The sequence below is a fragment of the Streptomyces sp. NPDC045431 genome (assembly GCF_040646655.1).
Lineage (GTDB): Bacteria > Actinomycetota > Actinomycetes > Streptomycetales > Streptomycetaceae > Streptomyces.
Map to the genome: position 1 here is coordinate 340137 of NZ_JBEZAQ010000001.1, position 21128 is coordinate 361264.

General features: G+C 73.8%; 22 protein-coding genes and 1 riboswitch. Of the genes, 5 read left to right on the plus strand and 17 right to left on the minus strand.

Going from position 1 to position 21128, the window contains the following annotated elements:
- Positions 1 to 42 precede the first annotated feature (42 nt).
- Both AB0A69_RS01485 and AB0A69_RS01490 read right to left on the minus strand, forming a co-directional pair.
- Positions 43 to 732, minus strand: a complete 690-nt coding sequence (locus AB0A69_RS01485) for an HAD-IA family hydrolase (protein WP_361414086.1) — start codon at positions 730 to 732, stop codon at positions 43 to 45.
- Between the two features lie 184 nt (positions 733 to 916).
- A complete protein-coding gene (locus AB0A69_RS01490) occupies positions 917 to 2017 on the minus strand; it encodes a peptidoglycan-binding domain-containing protein (RefSeq protein ID WP_361414088.1) in 1101 nt (366 codons plus the stop codon).
- Between the two features lie 186 nt (positions 2018 to 2203).
- On the opposite strand from AB0A69_RS01490, the gene AB0A69_RS01495 reads away from it, so the two are divergent.
- Entirely contained in the window at positions 2204 to 4276 is a 2073-nt protein-coding gene (locus tag AB0A69_RS01495) for an MDR family MFS transporter (RefSeq protein WP_361414091.1), read from the plus strand.
- Between the two features lie 121 nt (positions 4277 to 4397).
- On the opposite strand, the gene AB0A69_RS01500 is transcribed toward AB0A69_RS01495, so the two are convergent.
- From AB0A69_RS01500 to AB0A69_RS01540, 9 genes are all read right to left on the minus strand, one after another.
- Positions 4398 to 5384, minus strand: coding sequence for an NAD-dependent epimerase/dehydratase family protein (locus tag AB0A69_RS01500; RefSeq protein ID WP_361414094.1), 987 nt, complete (start codon positions 5382 to 5384; stop codon positions 4398 to 4400).
- Positions 5385 to 5442: 58 nt separating this feature from the next.
- Positions 5443 to 5934, minus strand: coding sequence for a GNAT family N-acetyltransferase (locus AB0A69_RS01505; RefSeq protein WP_361414097.1), 492 nt, complete (start codon positions 5932 to 5934; stop codon positions 5443 to 5445).
- Between the two features lie 2 nt (positions 5935 to 5936).
- Positions 5937 to 6626: an O-methyltransferase gene (locus AB0A69_RS01510; RefSeq protein WP_361414100.1), complete on the minus strand. Its 690-nt coding sequence runs from the start codon at positions 6624 to 6626 to the stop codon at positions 5937 to 5939.
- A gap of 67 nt (positions 6627 to 6693) precedes the next feature.
- A complete protein-coding gene (locus AB0A69_RS01515) occupies positions 6694 to 7095 on the minus strand; it encodes a transglycosylase SLT domain-containing protein (RefSeq protein ID WP_361414103.1) in 402 nt (133 codons plus the stop codon).
- Between the two features lie 317 nt (positions 7096 to 7412).
- The gene (locus AB0A69_RS01520; RefSeq protein WP_361414106.1) at positions 7413 to 8279 is read right to left on the minus strand and encodes an ECF transporter S component; all 867 of its coding nucleotides are present in this window, start codon (positions 8277 to 8279) and stop codon (positions 7413 to 7415) included.
- Positions 8276 to 10033 (minus strand): ATP-binding cassette domain-containing protein, encoded by a 1758-nt coding sequence (locus tag AB0A69_RS01525; RefSeq protein WP_361414109.1) that lies wholly within the window; start codon positions 10031 to 10033, stop codon positions 8276 to 8278. The genes AB0A69_RS01520 and AB0A69_RS01525 overlap by 4 nt, the downstream gene beginning before the upstream one ends.
- Positions 10030 to 11124, minus strand: a complete 1095-nt coding sequence (locus tag AB0A69_RS01530; RefSeq protein WP_361414112.1) for an energy-coupling factor transporter transmembrane protein EcfT — start codon at positions 11122 to 11124, stop codon at positions 10030 to 10032. The genes AB0A69_RS01525 and AB0A69_RS01530 overlap by 4 nt, the downstream gene beginning before the upstream one ends.
- Before the next feature lie 10 nt (positions 11125 to 11134).
- Positions 11135 to 11818 carry an SCO2322 family protein gene (locus tag AB0A69_RS01535; RefSeq protein WP_361415144.1) on the minus strand — a complete coding sequence of 228 codons (684 nt, stop codon included), beginning with the start codon at positions 11816 to 11818 and terminating at the stop codon, positions 11135 to 11137.
- The gene (locus AB0A69_RS01540; RefSeq protein WP_361414115.1) at positions 11818 to 13128 is read right to left on the minus strand and encodes a prenyltransferase/squalene oxidase repeat-containing protein; all 1311 of its coding nucleotides are present in this window, start codon (positions 13126 to 13128) and stop codon (positions 11818 to 11820) included. Before AB0A69_RS01540 ends, AB0A69_RS01535 begins: the two co-directional genes overlap by 1 nt.
- 136 nt (positions 13129 to 13264) lie before the next feature.
- Positions 13265 to 13387: riboswitch (cobalamin riboswitch) on the minus strand.
- 32 nt (positions 13388 to 13419) lie between these two features.
- Here AB0A69_RS01540 and AB0A69_RS01545 point away from each other — a divergent pair.
- On the plus strand, positions 13420 to 13830 hold the full coding sequence (locus tag AB0A69_RS01545; RefSeq protein WP_361414118.1) for a VOC family protein: 411 nt from the start codon (positions 13420 to 13422) through the stop codon (positions 13828 to 13830).
- Positions 13831 to 13838: 8 nt separating this feature from the next.
- Here AB0A69_RS01545 and AB0A69_RS01550 read toward each other — a convergent pair whose 3' ends face one another.
- Positions 13839 to 14468 (minus strand): TetR family transcriptional regulator, encoded by a 630-nt coding sequence (locus AB0A69_RS01550; RefSeq protein ID WP_361414121.1) that lies wholly within the window; start codon positions 14466 to 14468, stop codon positions 13839 to 13841.
- A 196-nt stretch (positions 14469 to 14664) separates the two neighbouring features.
- Here AB0A69_RS01550 and AB0A69_RS01555 point away from each other — a divergent pair, with 196 nt between their 5' ends.
- The 3 genes from AB0A69_RS01555 (at position 14665) to AB0A69_RS01565 (ending at position 17865) form a co-directional block, all read left to right on the plus strand.
- Entirely contained in the window at positions 14665 to 15984 is a 1320-nt protein-coding gene (locus AB0A69_RS01555; RefSeq protein ID WP_361414124.1) for a glycosyltransferase family 4 protein, read from the plus strand.
- A gap of 70 nt (positions 15985 to 16054) precedes the next feature.
- The gene (locus tag AB0A69_RS01560) at positions 16055 to 16795 is read left to right on the plus strand and encodes a class I SAM-dependent methyltransferase (RefSeq protein ID WP_361414127.1); all 741 of its coding nucleotides are present in this window, start codon (positions 16055 to 16057) and stop codon (positions 16793 to 16795) included.
- On the plus strand, positions 16792 to 17865 hold the full coding sequence (locus tag AB0A69_RS01565) for a prenyltransferase (RefSeq protein WP_361414130.1): 1074 nt from the start codon (positions 16792 to 16794) through the stop codon (positions 17863 to 17865). The genes AB0A69_RS01560 and AB0A69_RS01565 overlap by 4 nt, the downstream gene beginning before the upstream one ends.
- A gap of 23 nt (positions 17866 to 17888) precedes the next feature.
- On the opposite strand, the gene AB0A69_RS01570 is transcribed toward AB0A69_RS01565, so the two are convergent.
- From AB0A69_RS01570 to AB0A69_RS01590, 5 genes are read right to left on the minus strand one after another with little or no spacing between them, the layout of a single operon-like run.
- On the minus strand, positions 17889 to 18896 hold the full coding sequence (locus AB0A69_RS01570; protein ID WP_361414132.1) for a hypothetical protein: 1008 nt from the start codon (positions 18894 to 18896) through the stop codon (positions 17889 to 17891).
- Between the two features lie 16 nt (positions 18897 to 18912).
- Positions 18913 to 19476 (minus strand): hypothetical protein, encoded by a 564-nt coding sequence (locus AB0A69_RS01575; RefSeq protein WP_361414135.1) that lies wholly within the window; start codon positions 19474 to 19476, stop codon positions 18913 to 18915.
- Positions 19477 to 19499: 23 nt separating this feature from the next.
- A complete protein-coding gene (locus AB0A69_RS01580; protein WP_361414138.1) occupies positions 19500 to 19973 on the minus strand; it encodes a hypothetical protein in 474 nt (157 codons plus the stop codon).
- A gap of 21 nt (positions 19974 to 19994) precedes the next feature.
- Positions 19995 to 20525 (minus strand): SMI1/KNR4 family protein, encoded by a 531-nt coding sequence (locus tag AB0A69_RS01585; protein ID WP_361414141.1) that lies wholly within the window; start codon positions 20523 to 20525, stop codon positions 19995 to 19997.
- 9 nt (positions 20526 to 20534) lie between these two features.
- Positions 20535 to 21128: a hypothetical protein gene (locus tag AB0A69_RS01590; protein ID WP_361414143.1), complete on the minus strand. Its 594-nt coding sequence runs from the start codon at positions 21126 to 21128 to the stop codon at positions 20535 to 20537.

The following is a 21128-nucleotide window of genomic DNA, read 5'->3' on the forward strand; positions in this document are numbered from 1 at the left end:
GGACGGCGATCCGGCCGCCGACCGCCGACCGCCGCCCGACTCCTACGCCGTGAACGCCGTGATGTGGAGGCGGATGGTGCCATCGGCGCCGTCCGCCTCCACGCGTACGTGCGACAGGTCCGGTACGAGGGCGTCGGGGGCGAAGGCGCCCGCGCGCGGGCCCACGCCCACCACGCGCATCCCGGCGGCGCGGCCCGCGGCGATGCCCGCCTCGGAGTCCTCGAACACCACGCAGTCGGCCGGGTCGAAGCCCAGCTCGGCGGCGCCCTTGAGGAAGCCCTCCGGGTCCGGCTTGCTCGCGCCCACGCGCTCGGCGGTCACGCGCGTGTCCGGCATGCGCAGGCCGGCCGCGCCCATCCGGGCCCGGGCGAGCTTCTCGTCGGCGGAGGTGACGAGGGCGTGCGGGAGCGCGGCGATGGCGTCCATGAAGGCGGGGGCGCCGCCGATGGGCACGACGCCGTCGAGGTCGGCGGTCTCCTCGGCGAGCATGGCGCGGTTGTCGGCGTGGTTCTGCTCCATGGGCCGGCCGGGCAGCAGGACGGCCATGGTCGCGTAGCCCTGGCGGCCGTGCACCACCTTGAGGGCCTCTTCGGGGTCCAGCCCGTGCCGGAGCGCCCAGCGGCGCCAGCAGCGCTCCACCACGGCGTCCGAGTTCACGAGGGTGCCGTCCATGTCGAGCAGGAGGGCCCGGGTGGTCAGGAGGGTGGTGGCGGGCGCGGCGGGCGTCGTCATGGAAGGGCTCCACGGAGGCAGGGGGCGCGGACGCGATACGAGACCGCATGAAGGGGCACGAGGCAGTACGAAGCGGTACGAAGTGGCCCGCCCGCCGGTCAGGGAGTACGGGCGGGACCACTTTGTTCCTCAACGATACAAAACAAAGCGGCCCCAGCGCCAGCCCGGGGTTCACCTCAGCGCCTCAGCGTCCGGTGGTCTCCGATTCCAGGGCCCGGCGGGTCGCCGGCCCGTACACGCCCCAGTCGTCCTCCTCGATGGCGCGCGCCCACTGGTAGCGGTACACGCCCTCCTCCACCGCCTCGTTGTAGCGGCCGTTCATGGGGCCGTCGTACAGCCCGGCCTGGCGCAGCCGGTACTGGAGCTCGCTGACCTCCGGGCCTCGGTCGCCGCGGCGCAGGGTCGGCGCCTGCTCGGGCTCCGGTTCGGGTTCCGGATTCGGTGCGGCGGGCACCTGGCCGTTGGTGCGGGCGGGCGAGGGGCGCCCGCCGCCGCCCGGGCCCGACGCGCCCGGGGCCGTGGCGGAGGACGCCCCCGAGGGCGTACCGGCGGACGCGGAAGCGGAGGCCGAGGCGGAGGCGGACGCCGACGGGGACGCGGAGGCGGACGCGGACGGCGACGCCGAGGCCGTACCGGCCGCGGAGCCGGACCGGAGGGTGGAGACGGAGGGGTCGGCGGACGGCCCGTCCGGCAGGGCGCTGGGCCAGGCCGGCGCGCTCACGTCGAGGTCGGGCAGGACGCGGTCGGACTCGTCGTCCCCCTCGAACAGGCCGCTCGCGAGCGTGGCCACGCACGCCACCGCCACCACGGCCACCGCCGCGCCCAGCGCGGTGCGGGAGCTCCCGGCCCGGGTCCGGCGCTGTTCGCGCTCGCGGGCCCGGGAGCGGCGCGGTCCGAGGACCTGCTCGTCCCTCGGCACTTCCGCTTCCGCTTCCGTTTCCACTTCCGTGTCGGCTTCCGGTTCGTACGCCGGGACCGGGACCGGGACCGGGGCCGGGGCCGGAGCGGGAGGCGGCGCAGCGTGCGGCGCCCAGTCGGGCTGCTCCTGGCCTGCGTACGCCGCGTACGGCTCGGCGTACGGCTCGGCGTGCGCATCGGCGTAGGGCTCGGCGTACGGCTCCGTGTACAGCGGCATCGCCGCCGTCGGCCCGGCGGCGTCATGGCCGGACGTCGCGTCGAGGTTCACGTACGGGCCTATGCGCAGCTCGAAACCGTCGGCGGCGCAACCGCACATCCCGCTGCCCGCCGGCGCCGTACCGCACTCAGGACACACCTGTCCCGTCAACGTGGGTCCCCTCCCCTTGAAACTGCCAGCGATTATGCAGCCACTTCCGGCCGCCGGAATCCGGCCGCGTCCCGTTCGGCAGGCCATAACGGGCCAGAACGCCCAGGATGGGAGAGGAAAGAGGGGGTACGCGACGGACCCGACCGACCGACCCACACCGGGAACAGGGACAGGGAGAGGATGTCGATGGCACAGGAAGTGAGCACCCCGGCCGCCGGCCCCGGCCCCGCCCCGGGCGAAGGCCTCGGCCATCGCACCGTCCTGGTCGCGATCGGGGCCCTGTTGCTCGGCATGCTGCTGGCCGCGCTCGACCAGACCATCGTCTCCACGGCCCTGCCGACGATCGTCAGCGAACTCGGCGGCATGGAGCACCTCTCCTGGGTCGTCACCGCCTACATGCTGGCCGCCACGGCCGCGACGCCGCTGTGGGGCAAGCTCGGCGACCAGTACGGCCGGAAGAAGCTCTTCCAGTCCGCGATCGTCCTCTTCCTCATCGGCTCGGCGCTGTGCGGCATCGCCCAGAACATGCCGCAGCTCATCCTCTTCCGCGCCGTCCAGGGCCTCGGCGGCGGCGGTCTGATGGTGCTGTCGATGGCGATCGTCGGCGACATCGTCTCGCCGCGCGAACGCGGCCGCTACCAGGGCCTCTTCGGTGCCGTCTTCGGCGCGACCAGCGTCCTCGGGCCGCTGCTCGGCGGGCTGTTCACCCAGCACCTGTCCTGGCGGTGGGTGTTCTACATCAACCTCCCCGTCGGCATCGTCGCGCTCTTCGTCATCGCCGCCGTCCTCCACATCCCGGCGCGCCCCACCCGCCACACCATCGACTACCTCGGCACCTTCCTCATCGCCTCCGTCGCCACCTGCCTGGTGCTCGTGGCCTCGCTCGGCGGCACCACCTGGGAGTGGGGCTCGCCGCAGATCATCGGCCTCGCCGTGCTCGGCGCCGTGCTGCTCCTGTGGTTCCTCCGGGTCGAGAAGCGCGCCGCGGAACCGGTGCTGCCGCTGAAGCTGTTCCGGATCCGCACCTTCACGCTCGTCTCGGTCATCAGCTTCATCGTCGGCTTCGCGATGTTCGGCGCGATGACCTACCTGCCGACGTTCCTCCAGGTCGTGCAGGGCGTCTCGCCGACCATGTCGGGCGTGCACATGCTGCCGATGGTCTTCGGCATGCTGCTCACCTCCACCCTCTCGGGGCAGCTCGTCAGCCGCACCGGCCGCTGGAAGGTCTTCCCGCTCGCCGGGACGGCCGTCACCGCCCTCGGGCTGGTCCTCCTGCACCGGCTGGAGGAGACCAGCTCGGACGCGGAGATGAGCGTGTACTTCTTCGTCTTCGGTGCCGGCCTGGGCCTGGTCATGCAGGTCCTGGTGCTGGTGGTGCAGAACGCCGTCGGGTACGAGGACCTCGGCGTCGCCACCTCCGGGGCCACCTTCTTCCGCTCCATCGGCGCCTCCTTCGGCGTGGCCGTCTTCGGCACGGTCTTCACCAACCTGCTCACCGGCAGGCTGCGGGACGCGCTGGCCGGGCAGGAGCTGCCGCCCGGTGCCGGGCCCGACCAGCTCGCCGCCGACCCGCGCGCCATCGCCGCACTCCCGCCCGACCTGCGCACCGGTGTCCTGGACGCGTACGCCACGTCCATCACGGACGTCTTCCTGTACGCGGCGCCCGTCGTGCTCCTCGCCTTCCTCGTCGCCTGGCTGCTGAAGGAGGACCGGCTGCGCGGCTCGGTCACCGCGCCCGACGCCAGCGAGACCCTCGCCTCCAACCCGGTGACCCGGTCCTCGTACGAGGAGTGCGCCCGCGCCCTGTCGGTGCTCGGCTCCCGCGAGGGCCGCAAAGCGGTCTACGAGAAGATCACCGCCCGCGCGGGCCTGGACCTCCTGCCCGCCGCGAGCTGGCTGCTGCTGCGGGTCCGGCGGCACGGCACGGTCGAGCCCGCGCGGCTCGCCGACACCACGCCCGTCCCGATCAGGGCCATCACCGAAGCCGCCCGCCAGCTGGAGGAACGTCGCCTGGTACGCCGCGAGGGCCTCCAGCTCATCCTCACCGACGCGGGCGTGGACGTCGCCGCCCGCCTGGCCCGCGCCCGCGAGGAGTCCCTCGCGGAGCTCCTCGGCGACTGGTGGGGCCCGGAACGGCCCACGGACCTCGTCCAGCTGGTCGAGCAGCTGACGTCCGAACTGTGCGGCTCCACCCGGGAGCGCCCCCGCTCCCCGGAACCGCGCCGCAACCACGCGGCCCCGCGGGCGCAGGGCGGCTGAGGCCGCCGCACGGGCCGCCGGGTCGGCGCGGGCGCGGCTCGCGCGCCGTACGAGCCCCGGTCGCCGGGCCCGCGCGGAGGACCGAGCCGGTGCGCGCGGCACCGACCGCCGTCGCCGACGGTCAGCCCAGGCGCTCCAGCAGCTCGCGCTCCCGCCCCGCGCTGAGGCCCGCGCGGCGGGCCCGGTTCAGGCCCTCCTCGCGTTCCCAGCGCAGGGTGTCGGCCAGCAGCTCCGCGCGGGGGCGGTGGCGGAGCCCGGCGGTGTGCGCCGCCGCGCCGCTCCGGGCCGACCAGCCCCGCCAGTCCGGGTTCACCAGCCACATCGGCAGCGACTCCTCGCCCATGTACTCGTTGACGCCCTGCGCGCGCAGCCACGCCGAATCGGCCGTGACGACCGGGCCGGTGTGGCCGCCGAGGGCGCGGGACAGCTCGATCCACTCCGCGAACGGAACGACCGGGCCGACGGCGTCGTACGTCCCCGTGCGCCCGCTCTCCGCCGAGTCGAGCAGCCAGGCGGCGAGGTCCCGTACGTCGACCGCCTGGGTCGGCAGGTCCGGTGCGTCGGGCACCAGCAGCGGGCCGTGCGGGTCGCGGGCGGCGCGGGCCACCCAGTAACCGGTGCGTCCGGAGTGGTCGCCCGGGCCGCCGATCAGCCCGGCGCGCGCGATGAGCAGGCGGTCGCCCACGGCGGCCCTGGACGCCTGCTCGCAGGCGACCTTCGCCTCCCCGTACAGCGCGCGGTCGACCTCGCCGCGGTCGGTCGGCGGGAGGAGGGCGGCGGACTCGTCCGCGTCCGGCTCGGCATGGGAGGCGTAGGCGCTGATGGAGGAGACGTAGGCCCAGTACCGGGCCCGGCCGCCCAGCGCCTCGAGCGCCGCCCGGACGAAGGCCGGCTGCCACGACACCTCGACCACCGCGTCCCACATCCGGTCCGGCAGTGCTTCGTACGCCGCCGGGTCGCGCCGGTCGGCGGCGACCAGCTCCGCCCCGGCCGCGGTCTTCCCGCTCTCACCGCGGGCCAGGCACGTCACCCGGTGACCGCGCTCGATCGCCTGCCGTGATACTTCCCGCCCCACCCATGCCGTTCCGCCCAGTACCAGAATGTCCATCCCGCCACCCAAGCACCGCTCCTCACGCGGACCCGGCCTGTTTCGCCCTGGGCGGAGATCAACCGAGCTCCTTGCCGTACCAGATCTCCATGTACGGGCCCTCGCAGTACGCCGGGATCTCGCGGTACCCGTGTCGCGTGTACAGCGCGCGGGCCTCCACCAGGTCCAGGCGCGTGTTGAGGACCATGCGCGAGGCCCCCAGCCCGCGCGCGGCGGACTCCAGCGCGGCGAGCAGCAGGCCCGAGCCGCCGGTGCCGCGGAAGGCCGGGCGTATGAAGACGCGGGTCAGCTCGGCGCGCTCGGCGTCCAGCATCAGCACGCCGCCGCAGGCCGCCGGCTCCCCGGCCAGGCGGCCGACCAGGAACCGGCCCGTGGGCGGCGTGAGCAGCTCCACACCGTCGCCCGCGAGGCCCTCGTCGATTTCGGCGGCGGTGGCGGGCCGGCCCCAGTAGCGGCTCGCGACCTCGCCGTAGTAGTCGCGCCGCAGCGCGGTGGCGTCGGCGGTGTCGTACCGCTCGTCCTCCATGGTCCACAGGGCCGTGGTCGTCATGGTCAGGCCACCACCCGGGCCAGCAGCATGCCGTCGTAGCCCTTCCGGCCGACGGTCTGCACCGCTGTGGCGTCCAGACGCGGATCGCGGGCGACGAGGTCGTACATCTCGCGGCTCCCGCGCACCGCCGGGTCGGTACTGGTCTCGTCGAGGATCGCGCCGCCGCGCACCGCGTTGTCCACGACGATGAGGCTGCCCGGCCGGGTGAGCCGCAGCGCCCACTCCACGTACCGCGCGTTGTTCTGCTTGTCGGCGTCGATGAAGACGAGGTCGAAGGGGCCCGCGCCCTCCTCGGCCAGCACCGGCAGGGTGTCCAGGGCCGCGCCCGTACGCACCTCGGCGACGCCGTCGAGCCCGGCGTGCGCGAGGTTCGCGCGGGCGACGTCGGCGTGGACGGGGTTGTACTCCAGCGTGATCAGCCGGCCGTCGGCCGGCAGCGCGCGGGCCAGCCAGATGGCGCTGTAGCCGCCGAGCGTGCCGATCTCCAGGACGGTGCGCGCGCCCTGCGTACGGGCCAGCAGGTGCAGGAGCTTGCCGTCGGCCGGGGTGACGGCGATGGCGGGGAGGCCCGCGGCCTCGCTCGCGGCGAGGGCGGCGGACAGGGCCTCGTCCGGCGGCGCCAGCATGTCCGTGAGGTAGTCGGCCACGGCGTTCCACCGGACCTGCGGATCCTGTGTCTGATCGTGTGTCATGGCGCCGAACGTACACGCGGGAAGGCCCCGGTGCGGGTGCACCGGGGCCTGTCCGAACCAGCTGGATTTAGTACCAGTGGTTGGCCTGCCAGAAGTTCCAGGCGCCACACGGGCTGCCGTAGCGGTCGTTCATGTAGTCCAGGCCCCACTCGATCTGGGTGGCCGGGTTCGTCTTCCAGTCCGCGCCGGCGGACGCCATCTTCGAGCCCGGGAGCGCCTGGACCAGGCCGTACGCGCCGGAGGAGGCGTTCGTCGCGGACGGGTTCCAGCCGGACTCGTGCTCCACGATCTTGCTGAAGCACTGGTACTGGCCCGCCGGGACCATCTTCTTGGCGATGTCCTGCGCGGAGGCGGCCGAAGCCGGGGCAGTCGTACCCAGCACCGCGCCGGTCGCACCGAGCAGCACGGCTGCACCGGCGGCGACGGACTTGTGGCGGGCGGAGAAACGGCTGGCGATCGAGCGGAACACGTAGGAGACCTAACGTCGGGGACAGGGGGTGTCGCCCGGGCAGGCCGGTACCGCGCCAGGAGGGCGGGGGAGAGGCTGCCAGGGGCGCTGCGACCCGCTGCGATGCGAGCGGCGCCCGGCGACGTCCACCAGAGAAGCAGCCGCGGCGGGGGTGGTGCAACGCCCCCCGGTACTACCCGGCACCGGAGACGGAGGCCGTACGCCCCCGGGGCGCCGAGGCCGTTCGCGCACGTCGCCACGGGCAGATCCGGGCTGTCCGACGCCCCGGAACCGGCTACTACCGACCGTCGTAAGTGACCTACGTCCTATGGGTCACCTCACTCCGGAAGGCCCCTTTCCAGCCCTTTCCGACCCCTTTGAGGGCCTTCGAATGTGACCTGCGCCTCGAAGTTCGCCCGCCGGGTCGCACGCCGCAGCGCCTTCAGGACCGTCGATCCGATGGTCACCGTCAGCACCACCGTGAGCACGGCCCGCCCCAGGTCCCAGCCGAGCGAGGTCGCCGCGCAGTAGGCGAGGAACCGGACCAGGTTCTCGTGCAGCGGGTCCCCGGGATGGAAGGAGATCCCGCTGCTCATGCCCTGGAGGATGACCCAGCCCTGCAGGTTCATGACCAGGCCGTACGCGAACGACGCCAGCGCCCCGTACGCCGCGAGCAGCGCCACCTCGCCCCGGCCGCGCAGCCGGTCCGGGCCCGGCAGCAGCCCGGCGCCCATCGTGAACCAGCCCATCGACAGCATCTGGAACGGCATCCACGGCCCGACCCCGCCCGTGAGCAGCGCGGACGCGAAGATCGTCACGGCGCCGAGGACGAAGCCGAAGCCCGGACCGAGGACCCGCCCGCTCAGCACCATGAGGAAGAACATGGGCTCCAGGCCCGCCGTCCCCGCGCCCAGCGGGCGCAGCGCCGCCCCCACGGCGGCCAGCACGCCGAGCATCGCCACCGCCTTGGCGTCCATGCCCTGGTCCGCGATGGTCGCCACGACGACCGCGACCAGCAGCGGCAGCAGGACCGCGAAGAGCCACGGCGCGTCGTCCGCGCGGGTCGCCAGACCCGAGGCGCCGTCCGCGAGCAGCGGCCAGCCGAGCGCGATCACGCCGATGACCGTGATCAGCGCGAGCGCGGCGGCGGACCGGACCCCGAGGCGCAGGGCCCGCCGCGGGCGGGGCCGCGATTCCGTCCTCACAGCGCCGCCTCCACCTGCGCGACCGTCAGCCACCTCTGTGGGGCAAGGATCTTGGAGACCTGCGGCGCGAACGCCGGCGACGACGTCACGACCTCGGCCGCCGGGCCGTCCGCGACGATCTCGCCGTCCGCGAGGATCACCACGCGGTGCGCCAGCTCGGCGGCGAGCTCCACGTCGTGCGTCGCGAGCACGATGCCGTGGCCGTCGGCCGCCAGCCCCCGCAGGATGGTGACCAGCCGCGCCTTGGCCGCGTAGTCGAGGCCCCGGGTCGGCTCGTCGAGCAGCAGCAGCGGCGGCCGCCCGGTGAGGACGACGGCCAGCGCGAGCGCGAGCCGCTGCCCCTCGGAGAGGTCGCGCGGATGCGTGTCGTCGGCGACGTCCGGCAGCAGCTCCGCCACCAGGGCCCGGCACGCCCCGGGCGCGGCCCCCGCGTCGGCGTCGGCCGCCGCGCACTCGGCGGCGACGGTGTCGGCGTACAGCAGATCGCGCGGCTCCTGCGGGACGAGCCCGGCCTGCCGGACCAGCGCGCGCGGCGCCGTGCGGTGCGGCACGCGCCCGCCCACGAGCACCCGGCCGCCCGACGGCTCCACCATCCCGACGAGCGCCCCGAGCAGCGTGGACTTCCCGGCGCCGTTGCGCCCCATGAGCGCCACGGTCTCGCCGCCGCGCACCACCAGGTCCACGCCCCGGAGCACCTCCGCGTGCCCGCGCCGCACCCGCAGGCCCTCGGCGGCGACGAGCCCGGCGGCCGCCGCACCGGCGGGGGTTTCGGGGGTACGGCGCCGCCCCCACCCGAAGCGCGTCTTCCGCGGGAGACCGGGACCGGGCGCACCGGCGGGCTCCGGCTCAGGCACGGGCGGAGCCACCCGCACGGGCGCTTCCGCCCCCGGCACCCGCACGGGCGCTTCGGCCCCCGGCACCCGCACGGGCGGCTCCGCCCCCGCCAGCCGCTCCCGCAGCTCCCCCGCACGACGCCGGGCGTCCCGTACCGACAGCGGCAGCGGCGACCAGCCCGCCACCCGCGCCAGCGACACCACCGGCGGGTGCACCGGCGACACCGCCATCACGTCCGCCGGAGGGCCGAGCAGCACCGGCTCGCCGGGCGCCCGCAGGAGCGCCACCCGGTCGGCGTACTGCACCACCCGCTCCAGGCGGTGCTCGGCCATCAGCACCGTCGTGCCGAGGTCGTGCACGAGGCGCTGGAGGACTGCGAGGACCTCCTCCGCGGCCGCCGGGTCCAGCGCCGACGTCGGCTCGTCCAGCACCAGCACCCTCGGGTGCGGGGTGAGTACGGACCCGATCGCGACGCGCTGGCGCTGGCCGCCCGACAGCGTGGCGATCGGTCGGTCGCGCAGCTCCGCCAGGCCCAGCAGGTCGAGCGTCTCCTCCACGCGGCGGCGCATCACGGCGGGCGGCAGTCCCAGCGACTCCATGCCGTACGCCAGCTCGTCCTCGACGGTGTCGGTGACGAAGTGCGCCAGCGGGTCCTGGCCCACCGTGCCGACGACGTCGGCGAGTTCGCGCGGCCGGTGCGTGCGCGTGTCACGGCCGTCGACGGTGACCCGGCCGCGCAGGGTGCCGCCCGTGAAGTGCGGCACCAGCCCCGACACCGCGTTCAGCAGCGTCGACTTGCCGACCCCGGACGGGCCGACCAGCAGCACCAGTTCGCCCTCGGGGACGGTGAGGTCCACGTCCCGCAGGGTGGCGTCCCGGGCACCGTCGTACGTCACGGAGACGTTCTCGAAGCGAATCACGACAACCTCTTCGGCGAGGGGGCAAGGGGGGCTACGAACGCGGGCACCAGGCCCAGCAGGATGACCAGCGCCGGCCACACCGGCAGCTCCGGTGCGACGAGCGGTACGACCCCGGGGCGCAGGACCGTCTCGTCCCAGACGGCCAGCAGACCGCCGACCGCCGCGCCCGACCCCGCCACCAGCCAGGCGCGCACCCCCCACCGGTCCGGCCGGTACCGGGTCCGTACCGAACGCCGGCCCCCCAGGCGCAGACCCACGAGCGCCGCCAGCAGACCGGCGGCGACGAACGGCAGGCCGTACGCGTCGCCTTCGGCGGTGAGCATCCCGTACATGCCGACGCACACGCCCAGCAGCCCACCCAGCGTCAGCACCGCCGTCACGCGGCGCACCGCGCGCGGCACCCGTGCGGTGCGGCCGTACCCGCGCGCGTCCATCGACGCGGCGACGGCGACCGACCGCTCCAGCGCGCCCTCCAGCACCGGCAGCCCGATCTGCAGCAGCGCCTTCACCCCGCCCGTCGGGCGTCCGCGCAGCCGCCGCGCCGTGCGCAGCCGGGCCACGTCGGCGACCATGTTCGGCGCGAACGTCATCGCGACGACCACCGCGACCCCCGCCTCGTACAGCGCGCCCGGCAGCGACTTCAGCAGCCGGGAGGGGTTGGCGAGCGCGTTCGCCGCGCCCACGCAGATCAGGAGCGTGGCGAGCCTGGCCCCGTCGTACAGCGCGAAGACCAGTTGCTCGGCCGTCACCCGGCCGCCGATCCGGATGCCTCGCGCCCACTCCGGCAGCGGCACTTCCGGCAGCGTGAGCAGCACGTGCGTCCCCGGGATCGGCGAACCGAGCAGCACCGAGAACACCAGCCGGATGGCGAGCACGCCCAGGCCCAGCTTGACGAAGGCGCCGTACGAACGGGCCCAGGGCGCGTCGGTGCGGCGGGCCGCCACCACATAGCCGGCCACACCGACGAGCAGCCCCAGCAGCAGCGGGTTGGTGGTGCGCGAGGCGGCGGTGGCCAGGCCCAGCGCCCACAGCCACCACGCCCCGGCGTGCAGCGCGTTGCTCCGGTGCGCCTCGGGTGCGCGCAGCGTCATCGGCGACGCCTCACCGGCGCCGGCGGCGGGCCTGTACGACGGCGGCGGCGCCCAGCGCCAGCACGGCGGCGGCCCCGGCGACCAGCCCGAGGGACGGCCCGCCGTCCCCCGTTTCCTCTTCCTCCGCCTTCGGGCGGGCGGTCACGGTCAGCGTGTCCCGCCCCGCCTGGTCCGGCTCGACCTGCTCGCCGCAGCCCGTCCTCGGGTACCCGGAGATCGCGCACAGCAGCCCGTCGCCGCTGTACCGCAGCGGCTTGGCGACCGCCGCCAGCGCCTCCGCGCTCGTCGCGTCCTCGGGGACCTGCGCGCACGCCGCCCGCTGGTCCGGGGACGGCGGAAGGGTCCCCTCCGGGGCGTCCGCCGCCGTGCCGAAGTCGACGACGACGGCGACCCGCTTGGTGTCCTCCTTGCGGGGCGTTCCCTCGCAGACGGTGACGAAGTCGGCCGCGTGGCGCGGTGTCGCCGCCGTCGAGGAGTTGCTGCTCACCGCGAAGCGGAAGCCGTTCACCTCGCCGTCGACGGGCCGGGCCGTGGCCGGGCCCTCGGTCGCGAACGCCCAGCCGCCGCCCGGGCCGGTCCGCCAGAACGACCAGTAGCGGTAGTCGGCCGCGTGGGCGGGGGCGGCGGCGAGGCCGAGCAGTACGAGCGCGAGGGCGGAACCGAGGACGGCTCCGAGGCGGCCGAGGGCCCGCATCACGGCTGCCGGTTCTTGTTGCGGCCGCTGATCAGGAAGCCGATGCCCATACCGGCGAAGAGGAAGACGCCGACGACGAGCCAGACGCCGAAGCCGGTGTTCTCGCCCGACTCCTTGTTCTCGTGCTCCTGCTTGGCCCGCGTCTCGTCGGTCGACTCCGGCGTGGGGCCGGTGGCGTTGAGCCGCTGGACGAGGTCGACGCCGCCGAAGTCGCGGGTGTCGGCGCCGACCGTGTGGGCGGCGAGTATCAGCTGGGCCCAGGCGGCGGGACCGTTCTGGGCGGCCCAGGCGGGGCCGTTCTTCTTCAGCCACGCCACCGCGCCGGCGGCCTTGTCGCCGTGCCCGGCGGCGCCGAGGGCGACGACCGCGTCCGCGGTGTTGCCGAAGTCGGGCGCGGGGGCGGTGGTCTCGGCGCCCGGCATCGGCGGCAGGTCCAGGTGTCCGGTCTTCGCCAGGGCGGTGGCGAGGTAGGCGGCGCCGTTGCGGGCGACCCGCTCGGCGGTCGGCTTGGCGGCGGCCTCGCAGGTCGGCGGCTGACCGGGCTCGGCGCCGCGCGTGCGGGCCTGCTTGCCGAGCCCGGCGAGTACGGCGGCGGCGGTGGCGTCGGCGTTGGCGACGAGCTTGCCGTTCTGGTCGGGCTGGTACGCGAAGGCGCCGGCGCCCGCGTCCTTCGCGGAGCACGGGATGGCGAAGCCGACGAGCGCGTCGTAGGGGCTCCTGCCGTCCGCCGACTTCACGGTGCCGGGCTTCTCGCCCGCCGCGGCGAGGGCGCCGATGACGATCGAGGTGGAGTTGGCGTCGCTGGCACCGCCCGGGTTGTAGCTCCAGCCGCCGTCCTTGTTCTGTACGCCCTTGAGCCAGTGGACGCCCGCCCGCAGGGCCTTGGTGACCGGGTCGGTCTCGCCGTCCGCCGCCTCCGGCTTGTCGAGCCCGGCGAGCGCCTGGACGGCGGCGGCGGTGGCGTTGGTGTCCAGCACGGTCGCGGCGTCGCAGGGCTTGCCGGGGTCGGGGCGGTACGCGGCGAAGGCGCCGTCGTCGCACTGCTGCCGGAGCAGCCAGTCCACGGCCTGGTCGGCCGGGTCGACGCCGCTCGTCTTCTGCGCCAGGAAGGCGAAGGACTGCCGCCAGACACCGTCGTAGGTCGGGTCCTTCGTGCCGTACAGCCCGGCGGGCAGAGCGGCGGCGGACGGCGACGGCGACGGCGCCGCCTGCGCGGCGGGGGCGACGGCGAGGGTCCCGGCGCCGCCCCCGCACAGCACGGCGGTGGCGGCGAGCGCTGCGGCGGTGCCGCGGCGGCGAACGGTGGTCATGGCTGGGTGGCCTCTCCTGCGCGGTCTTGTCCGGGACGGGCGGGGCGGGGACCGGCGCACACGGAAGGGCACCAGGCTCCGGCTCCGCATTCCTCGACGGTGCCGGCCACCGGGGCGGGTCGCTCCCGGTGACACGAGCCGAACATGTACGCGCACGGGGCGATCCGGCTCACCACCTGGGCGGCGGTTCACGGTTGCGGGTCAGCGCCGGATTCGCACCGGCTTCCCCCCGTACGGGCGTGATGACGACGGGCCCACTGTACCGGGGTGCCCGTCTGCGAGCATCGGGGGATGACGGACACACGCCCGAAGATCAAGGACCTCATCGTCGACTGCCGCGACCCCGAGCGGCTCGCCTCCTTCTGGTCCCGGCTCCTGGGCCGGCCGATCGTGGCCAGGACCGGTCCGTACGTCTGGCTCGACCGGGGCGACGGCCCCGGAATGGGCTTCCAGCGCGTCGACGCCCCGAAGGCGGTCAAGAACCGCATCCACTTCGACCTCGCCTCGCCGGACCCCGCCGCCGAGCGGGAGCGCATCGAGGCGCTGGGCGGCCGGCGGCTCGACGCGTACGCGGCCGGCGGCTTCCTCGTCATGGCCGACCCCGAGGGGAACGAGTTCTGCGTCATCCCGGAGGCCCCCTTCGACGTGGACGACGACGGCCGGGCGAGCTACCTGAGGGAGGGGGAGTCGGGCAAGCAGTAAGACAGGCCCTAGGTCGCGTCGGGTGAGGTCACGTCGATCAGGCGGCACGCCGTCTCGATGTCCAGCCTCACCTGCGCGATCGACGCCCGCCCCGCCAGCCACGTGATCAGCGCCGAGTGCCAGGTGTGCGCGATGACCCGCACCGCCGAGAGCTGCTCCGGGGTCGGGCGCTCCAGGCCCGTCGCGTCCAGGATGATCGCGGTCGTCTGCCGCGAGACCGTGTCCACCTCGCGGTTCACGCCGCGGTCCGCGAACGTCAGCGCGCGCACCATCGCGTCCGCGAGCTGCGGTTCGCGCTGAAGGGCGCGGAAGGCGCGCATCAGGGTCTCGGCGACCCGCGCGGACGGGGTCTCGCCGGCCGGCGGGCGTTTGCGCAGGGTCGCGTGCAGGTGCTCCAGCTGGTCCTGCATGGTGGCGACCAGCAGATGGATCTTGGACGGGAAGTAGCGGTACAGCGTGCCCAGCGCGACCCCGGCGGCCTCGGCGACCTCGCGCATCTGAACGGCGTCGAAACCGCCCCCGCTCGCCAACTGCCTACTGGCGTGCAGGATGCGGCGGCGGCGCGCCTCCTGGCGCTCGGTCAGCGGCGCCCGGCGCTCGGCCGACGGCGGCGACGCCGGTCTGTCTTCCGCTGTCATGTGGTCCGTTCGGTACGCGTGTGGTGGTACGCGACAGGAGGGCGGGCGCCGTGGTGTGAATCACCTGTTCCGGCCCTCACAGCGGCGCTACCTGCGGGTAGATTCAAAGCTCCTTGAACCGTCAAGTCTGAAACTTGTTCTAGATTAGCGCGACCGGTTACGCTCCGGCGAAATGCAGGCAAGAAGGGGGCCGCGAGTGACCGCTGAGGCCATAGAAGCAGGCCCCCGCGGCGGTGTCACCGGCGGCGAAGACCGCCCGCTGCGCATCGCCCTCCTCACGTACAAGGGAAACCCCTTCTGCGGCGGCCAGGGCGTCTACGTACGGCACCTGTCGCGCGAGCTCGCCCGCCTCGGGCACACCGTCGAGGTGATCGGCTCCCAGCCCTACCCCGTCCTCGACGAGGGCGACGACCTGACGGGACTGCGCCTCACCGAGCTGCCGAGCCTCGACCTGTACCGGCAGCCCGACCCCTTCCGCACCCCCCGGCGCGACGAGTACCGCGACTGGATCGACGCCCTCGAAGTCGCCACCATGTGGACCGGCGGCTTCCCCGAGCCGCTCACCTTCTCGCTGCGCGCCCGCCGGCACCTCGCCGCCCGCCGCGGCGACTTCGACGTCGTCCACGACAACCAGACCCTCGGCTACGGCCTCCTCGGTGACCTCGGCGCGCCCCTCGTCACCACCATCCACCACCCCATCACGGTGGACCGGCAGCTGGAGCTGGACGCCGCGCAGGACTGGAAGCGCCGCGCCTCCGTACGCCGCTGGTACGCCTTCACGCGCATGCAGAAGCGCGTCGCCCGCCGCCTCCCCTCCGTCCTCACCGTCTCCGGCTCCTCGCGGGACGAGATCGTCGAGCACCTCGGCGTGCACGAGGACCGCATCCGGGTCGTGCACATCGGCGCCGACACCGACCTGTGGTCGCCCGACCCGTCCGTCCCCGAGGTCCCGGGCCGCATCGTCACCACCTCCAGCGCGGACGTCCCCCTCAAGGGTCTGGTCCACCTCGTGGAGGCGCTCGCCAAGCTCCGCACCGAGCAGCCCGACGCCCACCTCGTCGTCGTCGGCAAGCGCGCCGAGGACGGCCCCGTCGCGCGGGCCATCGAGCGGTACGGCCTCGACGGCGCGGTGCGCTTCGTCAAGGGCGTCACCGACGCCGAGCTCGTCGACCTCTACCGGGGCGCCCAGGTGGCGTGCGTGCCCTCCCTGTACGAGGGCTTCTCGCTGCCCGCCGCCGAGGCCATGGCCACCGGCACCCCGCTGGTCGCCACCACCGGCGGGGCCATCCCCGAGGTCGCGGGCCCCGACGGCGAGACCTGCCTGGCCGTGCCGCCCGGCGACGCGGGCGCGCTCGCCGCCGCCCTCGGCCGGCTCCTCGGCGACACCGCCCTGCGCACCCGGCTCGGCACGGCGGGCCGCGCCCGGGTGCTGGACAGGTTCACCTGGGCCCGCGCGGCCCAGGGCACGGCCGAGCTGTACCGCGAGGCGATCGCGGCGCGCGGAGCCCGCCGGTGACCCGCCCCCGTACGCCTCGCCCCCTCCTCCTCCGCACGCTCCCCCTCCTCCGTGAAAGCAGGCCGTCCCCGTGCTGACCGTCGACTTCACCCGCTTCCCGCTCGCCCCCGGCGACCGTGTGCTCGACCTGGGCTGCGGGGCGGGGCGGCATGCGTTCGAGTGCTACCGGCGCGGGGCGCGGGTCGTCGCCCTCGACCAGAACGGCGACGAGATCCGCGAGGTCGCCAAGTGGTTCGCGGCCATGAAGGAGGCCGGGGAGGCGCCCGCCGGGGCCACCGCCACCGCCATGGAGGGCGACGCCCTCAACCTGCCCTTCCCCGACGAGTCCTTCGACGTCGTGATCATCTCCGAGGTGATGGAGCACATCCCCGACGACAAGGGCGTGCTCGCCGAGATGGTCCGCGTGCTGAAGCCCGGCGGCCGCATCGCCGTCACCGTCCCCCGTTACGGCCCCGAGAAGGTCTGCTGGGCGCTCTCGGACGCGTACCACGAGGTCGAGGGCGGCCACATCCGCATCTACAAGGCCGACGAGCTGCTCGCCAAGATCCGGGAGGCCGGGCTCCGGCCGTACGGCACCCACCACGCCCACGCGCTGCACTCGCCGTACTGGTGGCTGAAGTGCGCGTTCGGCGTCGACAACGACAAGGCGCTGCCCGTCCGCGCGTACCACAAGCTGCTGGTCTGGGACATCATGAAGAAGCCCCTGGCCACCCGCCTCGCCGAGCGGGCGCTCAACCCCGTCCTGGGCAAGAGCTTCGTGGCGTACGCGACCAAGCCCCACCTCCCGAAGGCCGAGGCCGAGACCGCGTGACGAGCCCCGAGAGGACCGAGCACCTCGTCCTGCCCGGCGTCCTCACCGCCGAGCAGGCCGCCGAGACCGTCGCCGCGATCATGGCCGTCCAGCGCGAGGACGGCGCCATCCCGTGGTTCCGCGGCCACCACCTCGACCCCTGGGACCACACCGAGGCGGCCATGGCCCTGGACGCGGCCGGCGAACACGCCGCCGCCGCCCGCGCCTACGAGTGGCTCGCCCGCCACCAGAACGACGACGGCTCCTGGTACGCCGCCTACCACGACGGCGACCACACCCAGGTCACCGACGCGAGCCGCGAGTCCAACTTCGTCGCGTACGTCGCCGTCGGCGTCTGGCACCACTACCTCGCCACCGGCGACGACACCTTCCTCGACCGCATGTGGCCGGCCGTCTACGCCGCGGTCGAGTTCGTGCTGCGCCTCCAGCAGCCCGGCGGCCAGATCGGCTGGAAGCGCGAGGCGGACGGCACGCCCGTCACCGACGCGCTGCTGACCGGCTCCTCCTCCATCCACCACGCGCTGCGCTGCGCCCTGGCCATCGCCGAGGAGCGCGAGGAGCCGCAGCCCGACTGGGAGCTCGCGGCGGGCGCGCTGGGCCACGCCATCCGCAGCCACCCGGAGCGGTTCCTCGACAAGAGCCGCTACTCGATGGACTGGTACTACCCCGTGCTCGGCGGCGCCGTCACGGGCGCGGCGGCCAAGGAGCGCATCGAGAACGGCTGGGACGCCTTCGTGGTCCCGGGCCTCGGCGTGCGCTGCGTCGTGCCGAACCCCTGGGTCACGGGCGGCGAGAGCTGCGAACTGGCCCTCGCGCTCTGGGCGATGGGCGAGTCCGACCGGGCCCTGGAGATCCTCCAGTCCATCGGCCACCTGCGCGCCGAGGGCGGCATGTACTGGACGGGGTACGTCTTCGAAGGCGAACGCGCGGTCTGGCCGGAGGAGCTCACCACCTGGACGGCGGGCTCCCTGCTGCTCGCGGTCGCGGCCCTGGGCGGCGACGAGGCGACCACCGCGGTCTTCGGCGGCGAACGCCTGCCGCGCGGCCTGGAACCGGACTGCTGCGGGTAGGTCCGGCGCCTGTCGCCACGAGTTCAGTGGGCACCGGTGCGCCAGCGCCGGACGGTATCGCCCTCCACGGTGAGCCACGTGCCGTCGCCCAGCGCCAGCGGGTCGAAGCAGTCCGTGCCGGGGTAGTCCAGTTCGGCGACCGGGTGCAGGGTGCGGCCGTCCAGGATCACGTGCCGGGTCTCGGCGGAACCCTGTTCCTCGGCGACGGCCACCAGGACCCGGCCCTCGTCGAGGAAGCCGGGACGGTGACCGGCGAAGACCAGGTCCTCGGGAAGGACATCCTCGGCATCGACACTGACGTCGGCCCGGCCCGGCTCGTACCGACTGAGCCAGGCCCCGCCCACGTCGAGCTTCAGAACGGCCCCGTGCATGCCGACCCCGGCGAACAGTTCGTCGTCCAGGCCCAGCGGCTCCGCGCGCAGAACGCCCTGTGTGGAGGTGACCACGAGCGAGAAGAACGTGTCCCCTTGCGCCGCGTTCAGCAGGAGGCGTCCCGGATCGGTGAGGGACTGCTGGAAGACGTAGCCCGCCGAGGCCGACGGCAGCACGGCCTCCCTCAGTCGCCGGCCGTCGGACAGGTCCAGGGCCACACACAGGTCACCGCCATAGGGCTCGCCGGCCTCCATGGGGCCGGCCATGGTGGCGATGAGCCGGTGCCCCGACGCGTCGGCGGTGCAGGCGGCGGAGGCGGTGCGCTGATCCGCCCAGGGCTGGTGCTCGTACGTCCAGCGCACCTGTCCGCTCGCCGCGTACACCGTGACGGTGTCTCCGCCGCTCACCGCGAGCCCGCCGTCCGGAAGCGGGGAAGCGAACCCATGGCCCCGCCCCGCGCGGGGAACCGGCCAGCGGCGCCGCTCGGCGAAGACGCGGGCCGGGTCCTCGGCGACACGCCCCACGACGATCTCGTCGCCGGCCTCCGCCACGAGCCAGACCGCGCCGTCGCGCACCAGCCAGGCGTCATGGGCGTGGAGGTCGATCCCGGGGAACTCCTCTTCGGCGATGAGCACGGCGGCAAGGGGTGCGTCGTCCATGTGCCTCTCCCGCCTCCTAGAAGCCCATGGGATCGCGGTGCGGCGTGAGGCCGGGGTCCTCGGACCACACCAGGCGGGCTTCGAGGTCGTCACTGAGGAGCTCGCGCAGCCGGTCGACCGCCCAGCCGTTCCAGTAGACGACCTTGGGTGCTTCCGGGATGCGGAAGGCGGGGAGGCCATAGGCGACGGCATCCGGCCGGAAGACGGCCTTCTTGATGTCTCCGGTCGTCTTCTTCGCCTTCGAAGACCGTCGCGTGTCCAGGCAGTCCACGACGGCCTCGACGGCGTAGAGAAGAAATTCTCCGGCCTCCGGGTCGTCGGTACGGACGGGCACGAACCTTCCAGCTGCCGTCAGATCGCCGTGCAGAGCGTCTGTGATGCGTCGGCTCAGCACCGGGGCACCCGGGTAATCCGAAGGGAAGTCGGTCACCCGCAAGGCCGGGTCTCCGATCCATTTCCCACGGAGTTCCGAAGGGAAGTGCGCCGGATCGCCGGTGCGCTGCCAGCGCATGACCGTACCCAGGCCGGTGTCGAAGAGCAGCGTCCGGAACTCGCCGAGGGCGGGCAGCAGTCGGTACACCCGGCGAGGGTGAACGTAGGCGGTCATCGGGCGCGAGTCTCGTCCGAGACCAGGACGTAGTCGTAATAGAGGGGGTCGCCCTCCTCGTCGGTGGGGTATTCGTAGCTGCTTTCGTTCGCGAAGATGATGCCGAGGTCGGGCACGGCGTCGAAGCCGAGGTCGTTCTCCTCCACCGCGTATCCCCGGTCCACGAGGCGCTGTTGCAGCTCCTCGTGCGGTGTGCGGAAGACGTCGATGGCCTCCAGCGTGACGCGCACGTCGGCGTCCTCGTTGCGGAACCGCCACAGTTCCACCTGGCTCAGGAGCCCTCGGGTGAATCCGAGCACGAGATCGAACCCGGATTCCTCGTGCGTGAGGACGATCTGTCCCGGCTCGGCGTTTCCCTCCGTGCGGTGCGTGAGGTGGCCGAGTTCCCGTGCCGTCTGCCGCGCCTCTTCGACCGACAGGCCGAGCCGGAAGGGCCCCGCGCCGTCGCGCGGCAGGAGTTCGATGTTCATGCGTGTCGTCCTTGAGGGTGCCTACAGGAAGTCCGAGCTCGGCCGGAAGCCGTGACCGTCGGCGGGGAGGTCGTGGAGGATGTCCGACTCGATCTCCCCGGTGACCAGGATTCCCTCCAGGAACGCCGTGCAGGACATGGGGAAGCGTTCCCAGTCCGGGCCGCGGCCTTCGTTGACCATGACGGTCCAGTCGTCCGGTTCCTGCCCGGGGCGGACGAGCCAGTAGAGGGTCGCGCCGTCCTCCGTCAGGGCCCAGGTGATGACGTCGCTGCCTTCTTCGTCCAGCTCTGGGGGCTTGGAGCCACTGCGCTCCAGCGCCCCACGGCGGCCGCCCGCGTTCTCCTTGAGCAGGTCGTACGACGGATGGGCGCAGTGGGGCTCGAGCAGCCAGACAGCGTCGTCGAAGACGCCACCGCCGAAGGCTTCCACCAAGTCCTTGTAGTCCCTGGGCAGCTTGCTGCCCAGGGTGGCCTCCACCTCCGGCCAGTTCTTCGGCTCCGACGCGGCGGGCGGCGGGATGACCTCGGCGAGGCGCTCGACGTGCGGGGTCACAGCCGCACCCTAGAAGCCCATGGGGTCGGGGTGTGGAGTGAGGCCGGGGTCCTCCGACCACACCAGACGGGCTTCGAGGTCGTCACCGAGGAGCTCGCGCAGCCGGTCGACGGCCCACCCGTTCCAGTAGACGGCTCTGGACCATTCCGGGACGCGGAAGGCGGGCACGTCGTAGCGCAGGGCCTCCGGCCGGAAGACGGCCTGCTTGATCTGCCCCGTCGACTTCTTCGGCTTGGAGGACCGCCGCGTGTCCAGGCAGTCCACGACGGCCTCGACCGCGTAGAGGAAGAATTCTCCGCTGTCGGGGTCATCGGTGCGCAGTGGTACAAGCCTGCCTGCCGACACGAGCTCCTCGTGCAGGGCATCCGCGATGCGGCGGCCGAGCACGGGGGCGTCCCTGGCGGCCGAGGGGAATTCGGTCACCCGCAGGGCCGGGTCTCCGTTCCACTCTCCTGTGAACTCTTCCGGAAGGTCCTCGGGGCGGCCGCTGCGCTGCCAGGGCAGAATCTTCGTCAGAGCTTCGTCGAGAAAGAGAATGCGGAACTCCCCCAAGGCGGGCAGCAGCCGGTACACCCGCCGAGGGTTTTGTGATGTGTCAGCCAT

Bases quoted from the DNA above. Each gene is read 5' to 3' on its own strand.
- AB0A69_RS01485 (WP_361414086.1), bottom strand. From the start codon at position 732: ATGACGACGCCCGCCGCGCCCGCCACCACCCTCCTGACCACCCGGGCC.
- AB0A69_RS01495 (WP_361414091.1), top strand. From the start codon at position 2,204: ATGGCACAGGAAGTGAGCACCCCGGCCGCCGGCCCCGGCCCCGCCCCG.
- AB0A69_RS01500 (WP_361414094.1), bottom strand. From the start codon at position 5,384: ATGGACATTCTGGTACTGGGCGGAACGGCATGGGTGGGGCGGGAAGTA.
- AB0A69_RS01505 (WP_361414097.1), bottom strand. From the start codon at position 5,934: ATGACGACCACGGCCCTGTGGACCATGGAGGACGAGCGGTACGACACC.
- AB0A69_RS01510 (WP_361414100.1), bottom strand. From the start codon at position 6,626: ATGACACACGATCAGACACAGGATCCGCAGGTCCGGTGGAACGCCGTG.
- AB0A69_RS01530 (WP_361414112.1), bottom strand. From the start codon at position 11,124: ATGACGCTGCGCGCACCCGAGGCGCACCGGAGCAACGCGCTGCACGCC.
- AB0A69_RS01535 (WP_361415144.1), bottom strand. From the start codon at position 11,818: ATGCGGGCCCTCGGCCGCCTCGGAGCCGTCCTCGGTTCCGCCCTCGCG.
- AB0A69_RS01540 (WP_361414115.1), bottom strand. From the start codon at position 13,128: ATGACCACCGTTCGCCGCCGCGGCACCGCCGCAGCGCTCGCCGCCACC.
- AB0A69_RS01545 (WP_361414118.1), top strand. From the start codon at position 13,420: ATGACGGACACACGCCCGAAGATCAAGGACCTCATCGTCGACTGCCGC.
- AB0A69_RS01550 (WP_361414121.1), bottom strand. From the start codon at position 14,468: ATGACAGCGGAAGACAGACCGGCGTCGCCGCCGTCGGCCGAGCGCCGG.
- AB0A69_RS01570 (WP_361414132.1), bottom strand. From the start codon at position 18,896: ATGGACGACGCACCCCTTGCCGCCGTGCTCATCGCCGAAGAGGAGTTC.
- AB0A69_RS01580 (WP_361414138.1), bottom strand. From the start codon at position 19,973: ATGAACATCGAACTCCTGCCGCGCGACGGCGCGGGGCCCTTCCGGCTC.
- AB0A69_RS01590 (WP_361414143.1), bottom strand. From the start codon at position 21,128: ATGGCTGACACATCACAAAACCCTCGGCGGGTGTACCGGCTGCTGCCC.